The sequence below is a fragment of the Niallia sp. FSL K6-0212 genome, assembly GCF_038007605.1.
Classification (GTDB): domain Bacteria; phylum Bacillota; class Bacilli; order Bacillales; family Cytobacillaceae; genus Niallia; species Niallia circulans.
Genome location: NZ_JBBOXL010000001.1, coordinates 2,106,691 through 2,127,163 on the forward strand (window position 1 = coordinate 2,106,691; position 20,473 = coordinate 2,127,163).

General features: G+C 39.9%; 12 protein-coding genes, 15 tRNA genes, 3 rRNA genes and 1 pseudogene. 25 read left to right on the forward strand and 6 right to left on the reverse strand.

Annotation, left to right across the window (positions count from 1 at the left end):
• The first annotated feature begins 444 nt into the window (after positions 1 to 444).
• Positions 445 to 2,193, forward strand: coding sequence for an ABC transporter ATP-binding protein (locus MHH96_RS09920; RefSeq protein ID WP_061800636.1), 1,749 nt, complete (start codon positions 445 to 447; stop codon positions 2,191 to 2,193).
• 45 nt (positions 2,194 to 2,238) lie between these two features.
• On the opposite strand, the gene MHH96_RS09925 is transcribed toward MHH96_RS09920, so the two are convergent.
• Both MHH96_RS09925 and MHH96_RS09930 read right to left on the reverse strand, forming a co-directional pair.
• Positions 2,239 to 3,324, reverse strand: coding sequence for an FUSC family protein (locus tag MHH96_RS09925; protein WP_047944910.1), 1,086 nt, complete (start codon positions 3,322 to 3,324; stop codon positions 2,239 to 2,241).
• A gap of 404 nt (positions 3,325 to 3,728) precedes the next feature.
• Complete coding sequence (locus MHH96_RS09930; RefSeq protein ID WP_061800640.1) at positions 3,729 to 5,033, reverse strand: glutamate-1-semialdehyde 2,1-aminomutase; 1,305 nt, start codon at positions 5,031 to 5,033, stop codon at positions 3,729 to 3,731.
• 215 nt (positions 5,034 to 5,248) lie between these two features.
• On the opposite strand from MHH96_RS09930, the gene MHH96_RS09935 reads away from it, so the two are divergent.
• From MHH96_RS09935 to MHH96_RS10040, 22 genes are all read left to right on the forward strand, one after another.
• A complete protein-coding gene (locus MHH96_RS09935; protein WP_047944907.1) occupies positions 5,249 to 5,653 on the forward strand; it encodes an ion channel in 405 nt (134 codons plus the stop codon).
• A 69-nt stretch (positions 5,654 to 5,722) separates the two neighbouring features.
• Positions 5,723 to 6,193 carry a thioredoxin-dependent thiol peroxidase gene (bcp, locus tag MHH96_RS09940; RefSeq protein WP_251688095.1) on the forward strand — a complete coding sequence of 157 codons (471 nt, stop codon included), beginning with the start codon at positions 5,723 to 5,725 and terminating at the stop codon, positions 6,191 to 6,193.
• Positions 6,194 to 6,574: 381 nt separating this feature from the next.
• A complete protein-coding gene (perR, locus tag MHH96_RS09945; RefSeq protein ID WP_016202777.1) occupies positions 6,575 to 7,018 on the forward strand; it encodes a peroxide-responsive transcriptional repressor PerR in 444 nt (147 codons plus the stop codon).
• 272 nt (positions 7,019 to 7,290) lie between these two features.
• Positions 7,291 to 8,163, forward strand: a complete 873-nt coding sequence (locus MHH96_RS09950) for a nucleotidyltransferase-like protein (RefSeq protein WP_047944904.1) — start codon at positions 7,291 to 7,293, stop codon at positions 8,161 to 8,163.
• A gap of 292 nt (positions 8,164 to 8,455) precedes the next feature.
• Positions 8,456 to 10,003: ribosomal RNA gene (locus MHH96_RS09955) — 16S ribosomal RNA — on the forward strand.
• A gap of 360 nt (positions 10,004 to 10,363) precedes the next feature.
• Positions 10,364 to 13,297 (forward strand): 23S ribosomal RNA (locus MHH96_RS09960).
• A gap of 115 nt (positions 13,298 to 13,412) precedes the next feature.
• Positions 13,413 to 13,529 (forward strand): 5S ribosomal RNA (gene rrf, locus MHH96_RS09965).
• Together the 16S, 23S and 5S rRNA genes with 15 tRNA genes alongside form the textbook arrangement of a ribosomal RNA operon.
• A gap of 10 nt (positions 13,530 to 13,539) precedes the next feature.
• Positions 13,540 to 13,614 (forward strand) — tRNA-Asn (locus MHH96_RS09970).
• A 4-nt stretch (positions 13,615 to 13,618) separates the two neighbouring features.
• Positions 13,619 to 13,710, forward strand: a tRNA-Ser gene (locus tag MHH96_RS09975).
• 18 nt (positions 13,711 to 13,728) lie between these two features.
• Positions 13,729 to 13,803 (forward strand) — tRNA-Glu (locus tag MHH96_RS09980).
• A gap of 21 nt (positions 13,804 to 13,824) precedes the next feature.
• Positions 13,825 to 13,900, forward strand: a tRNA-Val gene (locus MHH96_RS09985).
• A 10-nt stretch (positions 13,901 to 13,910) separates the two neighbouring features.
• A tRNA-Met gene (locus tag MHH96_RS09990) sits at positions 13,911 to 13,984 on the forward strand.
• Positions 13,985 to 13,987: 3 nt separating this feature from the next.
• Positions 13,988 to 14,064 (forward strand) — tRNA-Asp (locus MHH96_RS09995).
• A 28-nt stretch (positions 14,065 to 14,092) separates the two neighbouring features.
• Positions 14,093 to 14,165: transfer RNA gene (locus MHH96_RS10000), tRNA-Phe, on the forward strand.
• 11 nt (positions 14,166 to 14,176) lie between these two features.
• Positions 14,177 to 14,260 (forward strand) — tRNA-Tyr (locus MHH96_RS10005).
• 7 nt (positions 14,261 to 14,267) lie between these two features.
• Positions 14,268 to 14,341, forward strand: a tRNA-Trp gene (locus MHH96_RS10010).
• Between the two features lie 19 nt (positions 14,342 to 14,360).
• A tRNA-His gene (locus MHH96_RS10015) sits at positions 14,361 to 14,436 on the forward strand.
• A gap of 44 nt (positions 14,437 to 14,480) precedes the next feature.
• A tRNA-Gln gene (locus MHH96_RS10020) sits at positions 14,481 to 14,555 on the forward strand.
• Positions 14,556 to 14,558: 3 nt separating this feature from the next.
• Positions 14,559 to 14,633 (forward strand) — tRNA-Gly (locus MHH96_RS10025).
• A 10-nt stretch (positions 14,634 to 14,643) separates the two neighbouring features.
• A tRNA-Cys gene (locus MHH96_RS10030) sits at positions 14,644 to 14,717 on the forward strand.
• 34 nt (positions 14,718 to 14,751) lie between these two features.
• Positions 14,752 to 14,837 (forward strand) — tRNA-Leu (locus MHH96_RS10035).
• Positions 14,838 to 14,860: 23 nt separating this feature from the next.
• Positions 14,861 to 14,942: transfer RNA gene (locus tag MHH96_RS10040), tRNA-Leu, on the forward strand.
• A 92-nt stretch (positions 14,943 to 15,034) separates the two neighbouring features.
• Here the strand turns inward: MHH96_RS10040 and MHH96_RS10045 are convergent.
• Together MHH96_RS10045 and MHH96_RS10050 are read right to left on the reverse strand one after the other, a co-directional pair.
• A complete protein-coding gene (locus MHH96_RS10045; RefSeq protein ID WP_336045488.1) occupies positions 15,035 to 15,604 on the reverse strand; it encodes a site-specific integrase in 570 nt (189 codons plus the stop codon).
• Positions 15,605 to 16,349: 745 nt separating this feature from the next.
• On the reverse strand, positions 16,350 to 16,517 hold the full coding sequence (locus MHH96_RS10050) for a hypothetical protein (protein ID WP_336045487.1): 168 nt from the start codon (positions 16,515 to 16,517) through the stop codon (positions 16,350 to 16,352).
• 934 nt (positions 16,518 to 17,451) lie between these two features.
• On the opposite strand from MHH96_RS10050, the gene MHH96_RS10055 reads away from it, so the two are divergent.
• Together MHH96_RS10055 and MHH96_RS25605 are read left to right on the forward strand one after the other, a co-directional pair.
• A complete protein-coding gene (locus tag MHH96_RS10055; protein ID WP_082810131.1) occupies positions 17,452 to 18,303 on the forward strand; it encodes a CatB-related O-acetyltransferase in 852 nt (283 codons plus the stop codon).
• A gap of 121 nt (positions 18,304 to 18,424) precedes the next feature.
• Positions 18,425 to 18,493: pseudogene (locus MHH96_RS25605) on the forward strand (hypothetical protein); the annotation flags it as partial.
• Positions 18,494 to 18,771: 278 nt separating this feature from the next.
• Here MHH96_RS25605 and MHH96_RS25610 read toward each other — a convergent pair.
• Complete coding sequence (locus MHH96_RS25610) at positions 18,772 to 19,020, reverse strand: metallophosphoesterase (protein WP_213088003.1); 249 nt, start codon at positions 19,018 to 19,020, stop codon at positions 18,772 to 18,774.
• Positions 19,021 to 20,275: 1,255 nt separating this feature from the next.
• The gene (locus MHH96_RS10060) at positions 20,276 to 20,413 is read right to left on the reverse strand and encodes a hypothetical protein (RefSeq protein ID WP_328282703.1); all 138 of its coding nucleotides are present in this window, start codon (positions 20,411 to 20,413) and stop codon (positions 20,276 to 20,278) included.
• Positions 20,414 to 20,473: the final 60 nt, after the last annotated feature.

A 20,473-nucleotide genomic window follows, 5' to 3' on the forward strand; every position in this document is an offset into this window, starting at 1 on the left:
GACTGAAAAAAGCATGTTGAATTTCAGCAGGCTTTTTTCTTATGCATTCGCTGCGAATAGTGATAAAATGGTTCATTGTTATTAAAACGATTAAGAGTTTGAAGATTGATGGCTCGTGGGCCGTTTTGGTTTGGGGAATGAGTGATGTTTAGAGGGGATCGATTCTGTGCCCGATTTGGTTTTGAAAGTGAGTTGAAGAAAATAGAGAGGGGCTCTCTGTGTCCGAAGCGAAAAGAAAATGCGCGAACCGAGAAGAAAGAGAGGAAAAAGGTAAAAGAGACCCATCCCTTTGTGCCCGTTTCAAAAGAGCACAGAGCAGATCAGCCATGCTCACCAGTTTACGCGCTATCTTTCACAGTGTTTTTAACAGAATGAGCTAAAATGAAGTTTTCCAAACACAAAAAAAGGAAAAAGAACAAATGCAACATAGAGAGGGGAGTATATGTGGACAGTATTAAAAGGTATATGACCTTTGTAAAGCCATACCGATGGCAAATCATTGGGACGATCATTATCGGCATTGTGAAATTTGCCATTCCGCTATTAATACCATTGTTATTAAAATATGTAATTGATGATATTATCAATAATCCAGCCTTAGATCAGGCCACTAAAATGAGCAATCTGTGGACAATCATGATTATTATGACCATTGTCTTTATCGTGGTGAGACCACCGATTGAATACTATCGTCAATATTTCGCTCAATGGACTTCTAATAAAATTCTGTATGATATTAGAGATCAGCTTTTTATGCATCTGCAAAAATTGAGCCTGAAATATTATTCCAATACCCGTGCAGGGGAAGTTATTTCCCGTGTCATAAATGATGTGGAACAAACGAAAAACTTTATTTTAACCGGCCTAATGAATTTATGGTTAGATGCCGTAACGATTTTGATTACAATCGGAATCATGTTCACGATGGACGTAAAGCTAACATTTGTCTCTATTATTTTACTGCCGTTTTACGCGCTTTCCGTTAGCTACTTTTTTGGGAATTTACGCAAATTAACAAGAGAAAGATCCCAAGCTTTAGCAGGCGTACAAAGCTTTCTCCATGAAAGAGTCCAAGGAATTTCGGTTATTAAAAGCTTTGCGACAGAAAATCATGAACAAAAGCATTTCCAAAAGTATAATAATACCTTCTTAGAAAAAGCGGTCAATCATACGAAATGGAATGCGAAAGCGTTCGCTGTCGTCAATACGATTACCGATATTTCGCCATTGATTGTAATTGCCTATTCAGGCTACCAAGTATTGAATGGCGATATATCACTTGGAGCGATGATGGCATTTTTTGCGTATATTGAAAGATTATATAATCCATTGAGAAGATTAGTGAATTCCTCTACGACCTTAACACAGTCTATCGCATCAATGGACAGGGTGTTTGATTTAATTGATGAAAAATACGATATTCAAGATAAACCAAATGCAGTTCCTTGTACAAATGTAAAAGGAGATATTACTTTTGAAGAAGTGGACTTTGCTTACGATACAAACGATCCGAAAGTATTAGATAATATTTCCTTACATATTAAACAAGGAGAGACAGTAGCGTTTGTTGGTATGAGTGGTGGCGGTAAGTCTTCCTTGATAAGTCTTATTCCAAGATTCTTTGATGTAACAGGAGGAAGAATTCTCTTAGACGGAATAGATATCAGAGATGTGCAAGCACGTTCCTTGCGTGATCAAATTGGAATGGTTCTGCAAGAAAATATTCTCTTCAGTGAATCGATTAGGGAAAATATTATGATAGGAAAGCCTAATGCGACTGAAGAGGAAGTAATTGCAGCTGCTAAAGCTGCCAATGCTCATGACTTTATCACTCAGCTTCCAGAAGGGTATGAAACAAAAGTGGGCGAAAGAGGCGTGAAATTAAGCGGCGGTCAGAAGCAAAGAGTAGCAATTGCACGTGTATTCTTGAAAAACCCGCCAATCTTAATTTTGGACGAGGCTACTTCTGCCTTAGACTTGGAAAGTGAACAGTCCATTCAAGAATCACTAGAAGAACTGGCCAAAGACAGAACGACCCTAATTGTAGCCCATCGTTTATCTACGATTACTCATGCCGATCGCATCATTTTGATTGAACATGGAAAAATTATGGAAGATGGTACACATGAGGAACTAATGAAATTGCAAGGTCATTATCACGATCTATTTCAAATTCAGCAATTAGGAAATTAGAGATAAAAAAGGATCCAGAAGCAAGTATCTGGATCCTTTTTTATTTTACTCTTCAATCGTTACATCAGCTTCATGCTGATGATGAACTTGAATGGAAGTGATTAATGTATCTAGATGCTCTACATTCTCGTCATATTCAATAATGGCAGAAACAATTTGCATCATATGATATTGCTTTAATTCTTCTTCATTTTCAAGTACGGATGGTTCTGTCTCTTTATAGTAAAGCATTAACTCTTGGAAAAGCATATTTCGGTCAAGAGAAATGCTGCCTTCTTCAAAAACAACATTTGGCTTTACTTTTCCAATAAATTTAAGCATGACATGTTCATGATGGTGAATAAGGCAGTCAAGCTGCTGTTGAATAATATTTTGAAAATCCTCCGGCAAACTTAATAACTCATTTTCATATCGATGAATCTTTTTCAAGGTTTGAAAAGATTTCTTTAATGTGGCAATCATTTGCCGGTAAATGACTAATTTTCTCGTTTTTAATAAAGTCGTTCTTTTAAAATAATTCCGCTCTTCTTTGTACAGGATATATAACTGATCAATGCGCATTAAACGTTCCGACATTTTATCGATATCATTCTTTAACAGACTATGTTCCGATGCATGTCTAATGTTTAGGCGGATCCATTTTGTTATTTCCTCACTTAAATCGGAAAGTTGATTGTACAATTTATTTTCATACTTAGGTGGTATAAAAATCAGATTGACAGTCGAAGCAGAAAGAATTCCGAGCATTACCGTCGAGAAGCGAATAATCGCAAAGGTAATGAAATCATCTGTAGGTGATTCCATAATGGCAATCAAGGTAACTACAGATAAAGTAATTGTCTTTTCTAAGTGTAATTTTAAGTTGATTGTAATAACAATGATGGCGGCAAGTCCAATAATAAAAACGTTGTTACCAAAGCTTAATACAAAGATGACTGCGATAATAGCACCAATGATATTGCCTTGTACTTGTTCAATGATCGATAAATAAGAACGATAGACAGTTGGCTGTATAGCAAAAATGGCAGAAATTCCTGCGAAAACAGGAGTTGGTGCATTTAAAAGTTGCGCTAGAAATAAAGCTAACACGATGGCGATTCCTGTTTTCAGAACGCGCGCTCCTAATGTCATAAATAAGTGTTCCTTTCATTTAATCTTTCTAACTATTTTCTTATACCCCTTACTTTTTGCGAAAAACACGAAAAGTAAACACAATAATGTACTATACATTGATTAGATGTGAACTTCAATAGACTGATGACTGATTTTTTCTTTTTTCGAAGGATTTTAAAAAAATGGACATATTGTTGTTAAAATTGAAATGGTTTTACATAATAGTAGAGGGTGTAAAACGTTCTAATGGGGGACAGATTTGGGGCAGGCGGGGAGTCTTCTCGTCGTTCATTCCGCTTTAATCATCTGTTATGGAATTTTAGAGAGAGCTTATATCTATTTGATTTAAAAGAGGAAGAGATAGTAGATCACTTTTGTGAAAATAAAAAAGGTCCAGAATTCCTCTGAACCTTTTTCTAAACTTAAAACTTATATTCTTCTTTTAATGCAGCGAACGCTTGGTCAACCGCGTGCAGGGTTGCTTCGATATCTTCTTCTGTATGCGCGATAGTGATGAACCATGCTTCGTATTTGGATGGTGCCAGCATGATTCCTTGTTCTACTAATAGCTTGAAGAAGCGGCCAAACATTTCACTGTCAGTGCTTTCTGCTTGTTTGTAGTTGTAGACCTTCTCGGTAGTAAAGAAGACAGTAAGTGCTCCTTTTAGGCGGTTAATAGTAATTGGAACATTGTATTTGGCAGCTGCTTCTAAAATGCCATTTTCTAATAATGCGCCTAATTTATCGAGATGATCGTATACGCCTTCTTGCTTTAATACTTCTAGACAAGCGATTCCGGCTTGGATGGAGGCTGGGTTTCCAGCATGAGTTCCTGCTTGGTATGCTGGTCCAACTGGTGCCACTTGATCCATGATTTCTTTTCTTCCGCCATAAGCGCCGATTGGAAGACCGCCGCCGATTACTTTTCCTAAGGCAGTCAGGTCAGGGTAAACACCTAATAAATCCTGTGCTCCACCGTAAGTAAAGCGGAAAGCAGTAATTACCTCATCATAAATAACAAGTGCGCCTGCTGCGTGTGTTAAATCATTAATTCCCTGTAAAAATCCTTCCACTGGTTCAACAATTCCGAAGTTCCCAACGATTGGCTCGACAAGAACAGCGGCCACTTGATCGCCCCATTTATCCAATGCATCTTTATAGGCATCTAAATCATTGAAAGGAACCGTGATAACGTCTGCAGCAATTACTGCAGGAACACCGGCAGAATCTGGTGTGCCAAGTGTAGAAGGACCTGAACCAGCTGCAACAAGCATTGGATCAGAGTGACCATGATAGCATCCAGCGAATTTGATGACTTTATTTCTGCCAGTATACGCGCGAGCAACACGAATGGTAGTCATTACTGCTTCTGTTCCAGAATTCATAAAACGGATTTTTTCCATGGAAGGAATTGCTTCCTGCAGCATTTTCGCGAATTTCACTTCATGCGGAGTTGGCGTTCCGAATAATAGGCCAGTTTCTGCAGCGCGTGTTACTGCCTTTGTAATATGTGGATGAGCATGTCCTGTAACAATCGGACCGTATGCAGCTAAATAATCGATATATTGATTTCCGTCTACATCAAAGAAGTAAGCACCTTGTCCTCTTTCCATTACAATCGGTGATCCGCCGCCAACCGCCTTATAAGAGCGCGAAGGACTATTGACTCCTCCAACAATAATCTCTAAAGCTTCTTCATGCAATCGTTCTGAATTTGTATGTAACATATAAACCTCCTATAAATCGTATCATTCTATAAAAAATACCTTCCCCCATTTTAGCACTTTTTAAAAGAAGTTAAAGGGAAACAGCTTTTTAACCTAAGAGTACCTTTCCTACGTTTTCAATAGGAGAAATGGATAAACGAATAAATAAACAAGACAAGCATAGATATTAATGATAGAGGAATCACATTTATGCAAGGAAGTAAGGAGGTAAGGAAATGTTTTATGTCTTATTAGCACTCATTCTATTTTTTATTGCAATGAGCTTAAAAACACTATTTGTTCCTTACCGCAGAAAAGAAAAATGGGTCTCATTCGAGAATTTTATGTACTTAATCTTTGTCTATATCACCATTATGATTGGCTTTGGTCTAATCTATACATTATTCCAGATGAATGGCATCCCGGTTTATAATGATGGACAGGCGCCTTCTTTAAACTATGATTTCTTTCATACACTCCATACGAGTATTTATTTTAGCGGGGTGACCTTATTTTCCGTAGGGTTTGGTGATTTAATGCCAATTGGTATGGGACGAATGGTTGTCCTTATTGAAGCATTGATCGGATACACGATTCCTGCTGCTTTTGTAGCACGAGCAGTATTTGATCTGAACAACTAGCAAACTGCTTTTCTTGATTCATGGAAGCATTTTAGGTAGGCTTGAATAAAAAAGCAAAGGCGGGATACAATGTCTGTTCATATTGGAGAAGTAGTGCCAGATTTTGAATTAGAAGCAAATGATGGAGAGAAAATAAAATTATCCGATTATCGAGGGAGGAATGTTGTCTTATATTTTTATCCCAAAGATATGACACCAGGATGTACAACAGAAGCATGTGATTTTCGCGATAATCATGAAGATTTCCAAGGATACAACGCAGTAGTACTAGGAGTCAGCCCTGATCCGATTTCAAGACATCAGAAATTTATTGAAAAGCACGAGCTGCCATTTCCATTATTATCAGATGAAAATCATGAAGTAGCGGAAAGCTTTGATGTCTGGAAACTAAAAAGGAATTTCGGAAAAGAGTATATGGGAATTGAAAGATCAACCTTCTTGATCGATAAAGAAGGGAAGCTTGTGAAGGAATGGCGCAAAGTAAAAGTCGCTGGTCATGTAGAAGAAATCAAACAAGCTTTAGAAAAAATCGAAGCCTAATTTTTAAGGTAGGGACTTTTGTCCATTCATTAAAAGCCGAAGAGCATATTGTATAGTGAGCATATACCTCCTCATATATATGTCGGTGGCCAACGAAAGCGTTCGTTGGTCTTTTTTTATGGAGAAAAGGGGAAATGGATAAAACTTCTGGTGAAAAAAGTAAGGTCTCATGCATATAATGTAAGTGTATTATCAATAACATCTTAGCATCGACTATTATGTAATAGTATCTATTGTTAAATAATCATTATTGTCTATTCAGATTGTTCATACATCTAGAAAACCGCGCTCTTACAGTAACTGTGTTGACAAAACCCTCCTATTATTAGTACACTATTTATAAACATTATAAAATAAGAATATCTTTTAGAAATGGGGTGCATGTCCGTGGAACATAATGAGTTGCAAGAAGCTCTTGATAAGCTGAAAGAAACAGGAGTGCGCATTACCCCGCAGCGTCATGCGATACTTGAATATTTAATAAGCTCAATGTCACATCCGACTGCCGATGAAATTTATAAAGCACTTGAAGGCAAATTTCCAAATATGAGTGTAGCCACTGTTTATAATAATTTAAGAGTTTTTCGTGAAGTGAATTTAGTAAAGGAACTGACATACGGAGATTCCTCCAGCCGGTTTGATTTTATAACTTCTCACCATTATCATATTATCTGTAAAGAGTGTGGCAAAATAGTTGATTTCCATTATCCAGGACTTGATGAGGTAGAGCAATTTGCCAGCCATGTTTCAGGATTCAAAATCAGCCACCACCGTCTGGAAATTTACGGTACTTGTCCTGATTGTGCTCAAAAAGAAGCGCACTAATGTAGAGAATAGAAGAGGCTGTCTTTTTAAGAGTTACTTTCGTATAAACGTTGCGAAGGGAAATCTTAAAAAGATATCCTCTTTTTTCTGTTTAATCGTTGAAACGAGACTGAAATATTATATGGCAGAAATGATAGCAAAAAGTAATTCTATTTTTAAACAAGTTATAGTAAGATTTCATGTATGCCCTGGAAATAGGGCAGGATTTTAAGAGAAAATGTCGAAATAATACGAAACGAATAAAATTTATTCATGGAGATGGAGGAATAACGATGGAAGATATTCTTCGTCCTATATATCAAGAAAGAGCTAGCCAGACAAATACATTGGGCGTATTAATCATTGATAAGAAACAAAACGAAATGACCGTGACCGATACTTTTGATACAGTCATGCTAATTATTGTGAAAGAAGCAGAACAGCCTGTTTTTATCAAGCACTATACATATGCAGATAAGAAAGCGGCTCTACATATTGTTACAGAAAAACAATTAAGAAGCTGGATTTTATTAGGGAATAACAAAAGAATTTTTGAATGGATATACAATGGGAGAGTTGTTTTTGATCGCAATGAATTTATTTATCGACTCAAAAATGAGTTAAAAGAATTTCCCGTTAACGAAAGAAAACAAAAAATGGCGCTAGAATTCGCCAAGCTTATTAAACGATATATGGATGGGAAAGCGTTCTTTGAAAATAAACATTATCTGGACGCCTATAATGATATTGTTCATTCCTTACACCATTTAGCTCGATTAGCAGTGATCGAAAATGGATTTCACCCAGAAGTAACGGTATGGAGCCAAGTAAAACAAATGGAGCCAGAAATCTATAAACTATATGTAGAATTAGTAAATAGTGATGAGCCTATTGAAAAGAGACTCGAGCTATTATTCTTAGCAAGTGAATTTTTAATTCATTCAAGAATGAGAACAAGCACAAGCTATATACTCGATATATTAAAAGAAAAAGACGCTTGGACATTTAACGAACTGTTAGAAAAAGAAGAGCTGCTTATCTACGCAGTTGATTTAGGAATGTTGATCGAATACTTAATCGATAAGCATTTAATAGAAGTAGTCAACATTTCTACGAAAAGCCCAGGTGTTTATCATCGATGCTATCGTGTTTTAGAAAAAAAATAAAAAAGTTTTAGAAAAAGTGTTGACCATTATCGTAGAATAATGTTATATTAATATCCGTCGCTGAAACAACACGAACTGTTGAAGTAAACGACGGAATAGAATTTCTAAAAAACACTATTGACAATAAAGGTTGATAGATGTTATATTAGGAAAGTCGCTTCCTAAGTGACTAACTAAATTGCTCTTTGAAAACTGAACACACAAACGTCAACAATAATCGTTTTATAACTAACGTTATAGAATGACAACAAGTAACAAAAAGCTAGAGTTTAGCAATGAGCTAATCAACTCTTTATTGGAGAGTTTGATCCTGGCTCAGGACGAACGCTGGCGGCGTGCCTAATACATGCAAGTCGAGCGGACTTTAAAAGCTTGCTTTTAAAGTTAGCGGCGGACGGGTGAGTAACACGTGGGCAACCTGCCTGTAAGACTGGGATAACTTCGGGAAACCGGAGCTAATACCGGATAATCCTTTTCCTCTCATGAGGAAAAGCTGAAAGACGGTTTACGCTGTCACTTACAGATGGGCCCGCGGCGCATTAGCTAGTTGGTGAGGTAACGGCTCACCAAGGCGACGATGCGTAGCCGACCTGAGAGGGTGATCGGCCACACTGGGACTGAGACACGGCCCAGACTCCTACGGGAGGCAGCAGTAGGGAATCTTCCGCAATGGACGAAAGTCTGACGGAGCAACGCCGCGTGAGTGATGAAGGTTTTCGGATCGTAAAACTCTGTTGTTAGGGAAGAACAAGTACAAGAGTAACTGCTTGTACCTTGACGGTACCTAACCAGAAAGCCACGGCTAACTACGTGCCAGCAGCCGCGGTAATACGTAGGTGGCAAGCGTTGTCCGGAATTATTGGGCGTAAAGCGCGCGCAGGCGGTCCTTTAAGTCTGATGTGAAAGCCCACGGCTCAACCGTGGAGGGTCATTGGAAACTGGGGGACTTGAGTGCAGAAGAGAAGAGTGGAATTCCACGTGTAGCGGTGAAATGCGTAGAGATGTGGAGGAACACCAGTGGCGAAGGCGACTCTTTGGTCTGTAACTGACGCTGAGGCGCGAAAGCGTGGGGAGCAAACAGGATTAGATACCCTGGTAGTCCACGCCGTAAACGATGAGTGCTAAGTGTTAGAGGGTTTCCGCCCTTTAGTGCTGCAGCAAACGCATTAAGCACTCCGCCTGGGGAGTACGGCCGCAAGGCTGAAACTCAAAGGAATTGACGGGGGCCCGCACAAGCGGTGGAGCATGTGGTTTAATTCGAAGCAACGCGAAGAACCTTACCAGGTCTTGACATCCTCTGACACTCCTAGAGATAGGACGTTCCCCTTCGGGGGACAGAGTGACAGGTGGTGCATGGTTGTCGTCAGCTCGTGTCGTGAGATGTTGGGTTAAGTCCCGCAACGAGCGCAACCCTTGATCTTAGTTGCCAGCATTCAGTTGGGCACTCTAAGGTGACTGCCGGTGACAAACCGGAGGAAGGTGGGGATGACGTCAAATCATCATGCCCCTTATGACCTGGGCTACACACGTGCTACAATGGATGGTACAAAGGGCAGCAAAACCGCGAGGTCGAGCAAATCCCATAAAACCATTCTCAGTTCGGATTGTAGGCTGCAACTCGCCTACATGAAGCTGGAATCGCTAGTAATCGCGGATCAGCATGCCGCGGTGAATACGTTCCCGGGCCTTGTACACACCGCCCGTCACACCACGAGAGTTTGTAACACCCGAAGTCGGTGGGGTAACCTTTTGGAGCCAGCCGCCTAAGGTGGGATAGATGATTGGGGTGAAGTCGTAACAAGGTAGCCGTATCGGAAGGTGCGGCTGGATCACCTCCTTTCTAAGGAAAATGGAATTTACATTCCATCAAAGATTGTTGACGATTGGTTGTTCAGTTTTGAGGGAGCAATTCCTCAAAATGATAGGCTGAATAAGCCTGATTGTTCCTTGAAAACTAGATTATGAAAAGTAAGAACCAAGAAAGAAACCGAGTAATCGCCATCTTAGATTCTCTATTTTAGAGAATTACTTCTTTGGAAAGTAATCGTATTAAACGAATACTCATTCAAAGATTGGAGAGCAAAGAGAAGCAAGTAGGTCAAGGAAGCGACCGAACGAGCACCGGAGCGTACGAAAGTACGTGAGGAGCAGAGTGAAGAAGCTGACGAAGAGATACGCCGCTTATCTTTGGTCGAAACTAAGTTAAGTTAGAAAGGGCGCACGGTGGATGCCTTGGCACTAGGAGCCGATGAAGGACGGGATTAACACCGATATGCTTTGGGGAGCTGTAAGTAAGCTTTGATCCAGAGATTTCCGAATGGGGAAACCCTCTATCCGTAATGGGATAGAATCTTTACCTGAATACATAGGGTACTGAAGGCAGACCCGGGGAACTGAAACATCTAAGTACCCGGAGGAAGAGAAAGCAAACGCGATTCCCTGAGTAGCGGCGAGCGAAACGGGATTAGCCCAAACCAAGAGGCTTGCCTCTTGGGGTTGTAGGACACTCTATATGGAGTTACAAAGGAACGGGGTAGACGAATCGATCTGGAAAGGTCAGTCGTAGAAGGTAAAAACCCTGTAGTCGAAACTTCGTTCCCTCTTGAGTGTATCCTGAGTACGGCGGGACACGAGAAATCCCGTCGGAAGCAGGGAGGACCATCTCCCAAGGCTAAATACTCCCTAGTGACCGATAGTGAACCAGTACCGTGAGGGAAAGGTGAAAAGCACCCCGGAAGGGGAGTGAAATAGATCCTGAAACCGTGTGCCTACAAGTAGTTAGAGCCCATTTATGGGTGATAGCGTGCCTTTTGTAGAATGAACCGGCGAGTTACGATTACATGCGAGGTTAAGTTGAAGAGACGGAGCCGCAGCGAAAGCGAGTCTGAATAGGGCGAAATAGTATGTGGTTGTAGACCCGAAACCAGGTGATCTACCCATGTCCAGGGTGAAGTCCAGGTAACACTGGATGGAGGCCCGAACCCACGCACGTTGAAAAGTGCGGGGATGAGGTGTGGGTAGCGGAGAAATTCCAATCGAACTTGGAGATAGCTGGTTCTCTCCGAAATAGCTTTAGGGCTAGCCTCAAGATTTAGAGTATTGGAGGTAGAGCACTGTTTGGACTAGGGGCCCCCATCGGGTTACCGAATTCAGACAAACTCCGAATGCCAAATACTTATTCTTGGGAGTCAGACTACGAGTGATAAGATCCGTGGTCAAGAGGGAAACAGCCCAGACCACCAGCTAAGGTCCCAAAGTATACGTTAAGTGGAAAAGGATGTGGAGTTGCTTAGACAACCAGGATGTTGGCTTAGAAGCAGCCACCATTTAAAGAGTGCGTAATAGCTCACTGGTCGAGTGACTCTGCGCCGAAAATGTACCGGGGCTAAACGTATCACCGAAGCTGTGGATTGACATCTATGATGTCAGTGGTAGGAGAGCGTTCTAAGGGCGTTGAAGCTAGACCGTAAGGACTGGTGGAGCGCTTAGAAGTGAGAATGCCGGTATGAGTAGCGAAAGATGAGTGAGAATCTCATCCACCGAATGCCTAAGGTTTCCTGAGGAAGGCTCGTCCGCTCAGGGTTAGTCGGGACCTAAGCCGAGGCTGAAAAGCGTAGGCGATGGACAACAGGTTGATATTCCTGTACCACCTTTAAATCGTTTGAGCAATGGGGGGACGCAGGAGGATAGGGTAAGCGTGCTGTTGGATTAGCACGTCCAAGCAGTTAGGCTGGTAATGAGGCAAATCCCATTACCACATAAGCGGAGCTGTGACGGCGAGGGAAATATAGTACCGAAGTTCCTGATTCCACACTGCCAAGAAAAGCCTCTAGCGAGATTTAGGGTGCCCGTACCGCAAACCGACACAGGTAGGCGAGGAGAGAATCCTAAGGTGAGCGAGAGAACTCTCGTTAAGGAACTCGGCAAAATGACCCCGTAACTTCGGGAGAAGGGGTGCTCTTGCGGGTGCAAGCCTGCGAGAGCCGCAGTGAATAGGCCCAGGCGACTGTTTAGCAAAAACACAGGTCTCTGCGAAGCCGCAAGGCGAAGTATAGGGGCTGACACCTGCCCGGTGCTGGAAGGTTAAGAGGAGGGGTTAGTCGTAAGACGAAGCTCTGAATTGAAGCCCCAGTAAACGGCGGCCGTAACTATAACGGTCCTAAGGTAGCGAAATTCCTTGTCGGGTAAGTTCCGACCCGCACGAAAGGTGTAACGATCTGGGCACTGTCTCAACGAGAGACTCGGTGAAATTATAGTACCTGTGAAGATGCAGGTTACCCGCGACAGGACGGAAAGACCCCGTGGAGCTTTACTGCAGCCTGATATTGAATTTTGGTACAGCTTGTACAGGATAGGTAGGAGCCTTGGAAGCCGGAGCGCCAGCTTCGGTGGAGGCATTGGTGGGATACTACCCTGGCTGTATTGACATTCTAACCCGCACCCCTGATCGGGGTGGGAGACAGTGTCAGGTGGGCAGTTTGACTGGGGCGGTCGCCTCCTAAAAAGTAACGGAGGCGCCCAAAGGTTCCCTCAGAATGGTTGGAAATCATTCGTAGAGTGTAAAGGCACAAGGGAGCTTGACTGCGAGACCTACAAGTCGAGCAGGGACGAAAGTCGGGCTTAGTGATCCGGTGGTTCCGCATGGAAGGGCCATCGCTCAACGGATAAAAGCTACCCCGGGGATAACAGGCTTATCTCCCCCAAGAGTCCACATCGACGGGGAGGTTTGGCACCTCGATGTCGGCTCATCGCATCCTGGGGCTGTAGTCGGTCCCAAGGGTTGGGCTGTTCGCCCATTAAAGCGGTACGCGAGCTGGGTTCAGAACGTCGTGAGACAGTTCGGTCCCTATCCGTCGTGGGCGTAGGAAATTTGAGAGGAGCTGTCCTTAGTACGAGAGGACCGGGATGGACGCACCGCTGGTGTACCAGTTGTCTTGCCAAAGGCATCGCTGGGTAGCTATGTGCGGAAGGGATAAGTGCTGAAAGCATCTAAGCATGAAGCCCCCCTCAAGATGAGATTTCCCATAGCGCAAGCTAGTAAGATCCCTGAAAGATGATCAGGTTGATAGGTCAGAGGTGGAAGCATGGCGACATGTGGAGCTGACTGATACTAATAGATCGAGGACTTAACTAAAATGATTACTTGTTTCTTTTTTCTTACCATAATCTAGTTTTCAGGGAATAATTTTCTAAAATTATACTTGAAAAAATCTCAAAAACATGTATAATAAAATATGTCTTGAGAAAAGTCTGGTGACGATAGCGAGAAGGTCACACCCGTTCCCATACCGAACACGGAAGTTAAGCTTCTCAGCGCCGATGGTAGTTGGGGGTTCTCCCCCTGTGAGAGTAGGACGTCGCCAGGCATACCATTATTCCGCAGTAGCTCAGTGGTAGAGCATTCGGCTGTTAACCGAACGGTCGTAGGTTCGAGTCCTACCTGCGGAGCCATATTGGAGAGCTGTCCGAGTGGCCGAAGGAGCACGATTGGAAATCGTGTAGGCGGGTAACCCTGTCTCAAGGGTTCAAATCCCTTGCTCTCCGCCATTATAACTTTTCAAATATGGCCCATTGGTCAAGCGGTTAAGACACCGCCCTTTCACGGCGGTAACACGGGTTCGAATCCCGTATGGGTCACCAATACATACCATTATATTTTATGGAGGATTAGCTCAGCTGGGAGAGCATCTGCCTTACAAGCAGAGGGTCGGCGGTTCGATCCCGTCATCCTCCACCATTAATATTATCGCGGGGTGGAGCAGTCTGGTAGCTCGTCGGGCTCATAACCCGAAGGTCGCAGGTTCAAATCCTGTCCCCGCAATCTGGTCCGGTAGTTCAGTTGGTTAGAATGCCTGCCTGTCACGCAGGAGGTCGCGGGTTCGAGTCCCGTCCGGACCGCCATTTTTAAAAATAAATAGCATTAAGTTATGGCTCAGTAGCTCAGTCGGTAGAGCAAAGGACTGAAAATCCTTGTGTCGGCGGTTCGATTCCGTCCTGAGCCACCTTTTATGTCGGAGGGGTAGCGAAGTGGCTAAACGCGGCGGACTGTAAATCCGCTCCTTCGGGTTCGGCGGTTCGAATCCGTCCCCCTCCACCATTCATCTAGGGGTATAGTTTAAAGGTAGAACGAAGGTCTCCAAAACCTTTGGTGTGGGTTCGATTCCTACTACCCCTGCCAATTTCAAATGAATATTATGGCGGATATGGCGAAGTGGTTAACGCATCGGATTGTGGCTCCGACACTCGTGGGTTCGATTCCCATTATTCGCCCCATTTATTTTTGACACTTTTTTTATTTTATTGCATATATATAGTATTGGGCTATAGCCAAGCGGTAAGGCAACGGACTTTGACTCCGTCACTCGTTGGTTCGAATCCAGCTAGCCCAGCCATTCGCGGAAGTAGTTCAGTGGTAGAACACCACCTTGCCAAGGTGGGGGTCGCGGGTTCGAATCCCGTCTTCCGCTCCAATATATTTATGGCGGCATAGCCAAGTGGTAAGGCAGAGGTCTGCAAAACCTTTACCACCGGTTCGAATCCGGTTGCCGCCTCCATAATCGTTTATAATTTAAATTTGTTACATATCATGCCGGGGTGGCGGAACTGGCAGACGCACAGGACTTAAAATCCTGCGGTAGGTGACTACCGTACCGGTTCGATTCCGGTCCTCGGCATTACCCAAACAAATTATAAACGCGCCGGTGTGGCGGAATTGGCAGACGCGCACGACTCAAAATCGTGTTCCTTCTGGAGTGTCGGTTCGACCCCGACCACCGGTATCTTTTTAAACAGCTTGACCCTTGTGGTTAAGCTGTTTTGCTTTTGATTGTCCCCAATTTGTCCCATTTTAATTAAATTCATCTAGAACACTTCAGATTTTTTCTTTTTCTTTCTCCTCTAATTCCTTTAAAACATGACGATACGTATTAATTACTCTTTTTGTGTCTTTATACCCCATGTATTTAGCGACTACAAAAATATCAATTCCTTTTGCGAGCATGACAATACAATAGGTATGCCTACAGCCTGTTGCTGTAATAATTGGTTTTATCTTTAATTCATTGAGATAGCTTTTTAGTGCCTTATTTATTCCGTTATTGGTTGGCAAACCATTTCTTTCATCAAAAAATATGAATCCGTCAGATATATCATGAATTTTCAAGCTTTTTTGTTTTGCTTTTAAAGAGTCGAGCACTTCCAATACATCAGAACTTACCGGAACTTCTCTAACTGAAGTAGAGTTTTTTGGTGGAGCAAATACATGACGAGCAGAGTCTATTCTTCGATATGTCTTAATCATGCCATTTTTGAAACCTATCTCTTCCCATGTTGATGCCATCACTTCTCCCACTCTAAAACCAGTTTTTAATTGTACATACAGGAAGTAAGGAATTATGCTGTAGGGTAATTCATTTTTTTCTTTAAAAAAGAGAGTAGTGATTGATAGTCTGATAGAGATTCAATAAACTTCTCATTTTCTGTTTCACTTGTTTCTGTGAATTTATTTAACACTTAGTGTAAAATCCTTTATTAAAATGGAATCTTTTCTAGCTAAAAGAATTCCGTATAGCTCTGTTAAAGCGGACTGAGAGACTCCGCACCAACTTGTTTTCTATAATCATTTAGAATTTCTTGATACTCACTGTACTTCATTGTAGAAGCGACTTTATTACCAAACCATTTTTCTACTTGCTTGCCAACTTTTCTGTACTTATCTATAGTTCTTGTGCTTCTATTTTATCAATGACAGGAGCATAAGCTTCTAACTCCTCTTTTAAGCCATTCTCAGTGATAAAGAAGCGTTTTGTGCCATGACCATAGGATTTACATGCTTGATAATAAATTCGTCCTCTTATTTAGTAATTCGTAATGTTTGCATATTTTTTCAGTTCCTCGATAAAATCAAAATTTTTCATGTCAATAAACGGAGATTCCCAGTATTCAGCTGCTTCTTTTCCACTGCCTTGCATATATAACAATCCTGAACCTTTCACCTCAATTGGGGAATTTTCTCTAGGGTTGCAGAAACCCAAGACCATACGATAAGCCTCACTACTATTTGAGCCGAGGATAATTCTAAGGGCGAGATTACCGCGGTAGATCCGTAGAAAGAGTTTCAGACCTCATTTGTTGAGTAGCAATTAAAATAAAAACTCCTGATTGACGACCCAATAAAATTATTTGCTTTATTCCGTCCATAACCTCACTAACAACCCTGTTAGACTGCTTGTCTGTTCTACTAGCTTGGAAAGCTCCATTTCGTCAAATACGACCCAAACGGGTTTATAGCCATGGTCTAAGAATTTACTACCGTACTTGAAATTCTCATTCATGTAATCATAACATTCCTTCATTTCAGTTACCGCCAATCTGGACGACTCGAGCAATGTTATTCGGGTTGTTGGCACTCGTTCATCACTAAAGTAATGAGATAAATTTCCCAAATCTGAGTTTTTGGGTCAGCGATGTAAATAATATTTATGCTCTCGTTTACTTCTACACGACCTGTAGAAACCACATTTAATCGTTTAGGATGATTAAGAAAATAATGATATTCACAGACAAAAGGACGGTCTATCTTTTCTTCCAAAGAAAAATTCAGTAATGCTGATAGTTTAACAACTTTGATGGATATCTTTTCAAATTTGCGCTCAAGACACACAACCGAATAGTTATCATGAGAAATATTAGAATCTCTTTCGAATTTTCCATCTTTTTCAATTCTTTCATAAGCTGCTTGATATCCACTAAAAGTTAACTATTTCCGAGCGTTTCTGTAATATCGACTACTGGTTGATTGCCATGTTTACATTCCTCTTTTCTAATTTTCTTTTTGTTCAATTTTTTAATATGGATCAATGCATTTCTTATTCCTTTTCGAGCATACTCTTCTTGAAGAGTATCAAGCGATAGATAATATTTTATCGCTTCAATAATAGGTCTGTTTTCGTTTCTATCTATAGATTCATAATTTCGCTCCCTTTTTACATAGCTATTAATCTCATATAACCTTGAATATTAAGACCTCGTTTTTGATCAGACATAATTACTGTGTAAAACCATTTCTTTGTTGTAAGAAAAAGCTCAATGCTGAACCCTGGAGTCGTGTAAAATTTTTATAAGAGAGCTGGTAAATGATTTTAGACATGAATAAAAAGCGAATTAGCACAAAATAATTAGATGTGGTATATTTAGAAAAAAGTTCGAGATATGTATATTTATTATGATTGAATAAAGACTTTATAAAGGCAGTCTATGCTTAATTGAATAATTGCAAGAGGTGAAATAATGAATCAACGAGAAATAAAGCGTCTTACATCAGATATGATGAGAATCAATGATGATTTTTTTATCTATGGTACTGGAAGTGCTGCTAGCGAATTAGTAGCAAGAATAGGTTATTTTATTGTAAAGGTACCTTACTTTATTGACCGTATGGAAAGAGAGAGCATTCTGGGGAAAGAAGTAGTGAGCCTTGTCAATGTTGATTTTACGAAAGTGAAGAGGTTAATTATTGCAAGTGAATCGTATGAAGAAATATTACAAGTAATATCAAAATATACTTCCTTAGAGTCACTTCATATATATTTACCTTTTCGTCCAAAAGCAGATTTCAAAGATATTGTAGGGAAGTTTACATATGGAATTAATGATAAAACCGTTGAAAGTAAACATTATTTAAAGAGCGTGGGGAATTTTTGTTCGATTAATGCAGATGCAAATATAGGAACCTTAGGTAATCATCCCATAGATCTTGTTACAACCTCAAATATGCTGTGGAATCCAATGTGGAAAATGTTAGATCAATATGATCAAGAACTATTAGATAGATATAATAAGCCAATAGTTATAGAAAATGATGTATGGATTGCTACAAATGCAGTTGTATTGCCAGGAGTAACTATTCATAATGGAGCAATAGTAGCTGCAGGAGCGGTTGTCACTAAAGATGTTCCCCCATATGCAATTGTTGGCGGTGTTCCAGCTAAAGTAATCAGATATAGATTTGATTCCCATATCATTAATGAATTACTTAAAATTAAGTGGTGGGATTGGGATGATGAAAAAATAAAAGCTAATTTCGAATTATTTTTTGATATTGAGAAGTTTGTGAAAACACATTCTATAAATTGTAATTGACGAATACAGATTTTTTACTCTTTCCTTCAAAAACATCCGTGCAATTGGTCTGATGATTTACATGATTGGAATAGTAAATTCGATATTTGGCATTTGTGAGAAACATTGATGTAGCAACGAAGTAGACAACATATACGATATTGTTTACGACGTAACTTTTAAGCCATCAGCCACTATTGAGTGGGAGTAAGAAAAAATAAGCTTAGAATCCTTGTTTTATAAGGGTTCTAAGCTATTTAATTGTTTAATTGCTAACAATTTTCTAACAATGCACATTAATTCAAAATAATTTTATCTCTTAACATATATTATTTTTCTCTTGAATTTACCATGGTTAATACTTGTTCTAAACTGATTGGAGAAAAATTATTCACATCGACGCCAACGTTTATCACACTAGGACCTAATATATTCCGAAAATATTCTTTCTTGTTATGATGTACATGCCCGTAGAGATGTATAGAATTATTATAAAACGAATCCCACTCTAAAATAGTGGAACAATACAAATGTTTTGTTGTTGTACTTGAATGAAAAATAATCTTTTATCCATTCGAAATATGAGCTTTCAAACTCTGGATCGTCAAGATAGTATTCATAATTGCCTTTAATTAAATATTTCTTCCCATTCAATGGCTCTAATATTTCGTTTGCTTGTTTTCCAGTCCCACGGACTACAAAATCCCCTAAAATATAAACTTCATCTTTTTGTTTAATGACAGCATTCCTTTCTTATTTGTTTTATTCTAACCATATATCATTTTTCTCTATTTATATATGAATAATCAATTTTAAAACTGGGTATTAGTGTAGCCCTTGTATACAATTATTTTCAGTAGTGCAAAGAAGGAACTGCTATTTTCTTTTTTAGCTTTGCCCCAACTATGTCCCATAAAATAAAAAAGTGTGACTTAGTTAAAAAATCTTGCTCACTTTAAATGAAGTGAAAACAGATTTTTTACTAGTTTAACTATCCAAATAGATAGTAAAAATCAAAAAATATCCCGACACCGATATCATTAGATTAATTTATGTCTGGATTACCACTAAAGAAAGCTCACAAATGTTGTTAAATCAACGTTTGTGAGCTTTCTTTGTTTATAGAGTATACGATAGAAAACGATAAGATACGATATCTTTTCACAAGCTGTTATTCAAAATCGAGTGATCTGCCACTTTGTAGAGCTTTTTAACGGTAATATCAATAAAGGTATAATAAGTATGAAATGTTATCAATAACAGTTTAAAAGAAGCCTGCCGCTAAATAAAAAAATGTGAACTTATGTAGAATTATTAGTTGTAATTATACAATCTAGGTATATTTATCATTGCGCATTTATACATTTCTGTACCTTCATGGACCATAGACCCTACTGATTGTGATGGCTTTAATTCCTCTAATTCAACTTTTGAAAGTAGTATGAATCAGAAGGAATGGGTACAGTTAGTTTTACTAAAAATTGTTGCATTATATTTTTCCTCCATATAAATATAGTTTCAAAAGGTTTTTCTGTACTTGCAACTATTGGGAGATTATTTTTTATATCAATGTACAATAAAGCCCTAAACAAGTTGGCCTAGAAATCACTTGAATAAGCATAATTAGGTATCTACAATGAAAGGCTTTCCCTGATTAGCATTATTATATATATCACACATTATGAGCAGCAACAGGCCTCGTTTTAATAGTCTTTAAAAATTATCTTTTCTTTTTCAAAGTTATAAATCTACTAATTTTGAATTAGCCGGTATTCATATGCTGTTTCAAAAGATGTTTTATTGCGAATGATTTTATAACGATTGTAGACGATATTCCCCAAGGAATTTTGTCTAGTTAAGATTCTTTATTCGGCTTATTTTATAGACTTTATTCAGATTGCAGCCTTTACTCCATATATTCTGCTGTTGCACGATGATTGTTCATTTTAATTGTTAAAATGGCACACAATGCAGTTAGAATGGCTGCGTTGAATTAGGCACCAAATAATCCAAGTTGAAAAACAATAAATCCAGAGATAAAGGAGCCAAATAACAAACCTGCCATCATCAATGGCATAATTACGCTGTTCGTTCGTCCAATATATTCAGAGGCAACTTGTTTAATCATCAATGTACTAAAAACAACTTGGAAAAACGCCGCAGCTATGCCAGATAAAATTCTTAAATCGAC

What these genes read in the sequence shown, in the direction of transcription:
- MHH96_RS09930 (WP_061800640.1), bottom strand. Translation starts at nt 5,033, where the DNA reads ATGTTACATACAAATTCAGAACGATTGCATGAAGAAGCTTTAGAGATT.
- MHH96_RS10055 (WP_082810131.1), top strand. Translation starts at nt 17,452, where the DNA reads ATGAATCAACGAGAAATAAAGCGTCTTACATCAGATATGATGAGAATC.
- bcp (WP_251688095.1), top strand. Translation starts at nt 5,723, where the DNA reads ATGTCTGTTCATATTGGAGAAGTAGTGCCAGATTTTGAATTAGAAGCA.
- MHH96_RS09950 (WP_047944904.1), top strand. Translation starts at nt 7,291, where the DNA reads ATGGAAGATATTCTTCGTCCTATATATCAAGAAAGAGCTAGCCAGACA.
- perR (WP_016202777.1), top strand. Translation starts at nt 6,575, where the DNA reads ATGTCCGTGGAACATAATGAGTTGCAAGAAGCTCTTGATAAGCTGAAA.
- MHH96_RS09935 (WP_047944907.1), top strand. Translation starts at nt 5,249, where the DNA reads ATGTTTTATGTCTTATTAGCACTCATTCTATTTTTTATTGCAATGAGC.
- MHH96_RS09925 (WP_047944910.1), bottom strand. Translation starts at nt 3,324, where the DNA reads ATGACATTAGGAGCGCGCGTTCTGAAAACAGGAATCGCCATCGTGTTA.
- MHH96_RS10050 (WP_336045487.1), bottom strand. Translation starts at nt 16,517, where the DNA reads ATGAAGGAATGTTATGATTACATGAATGAGAATTTCAAGTACGGTAGT.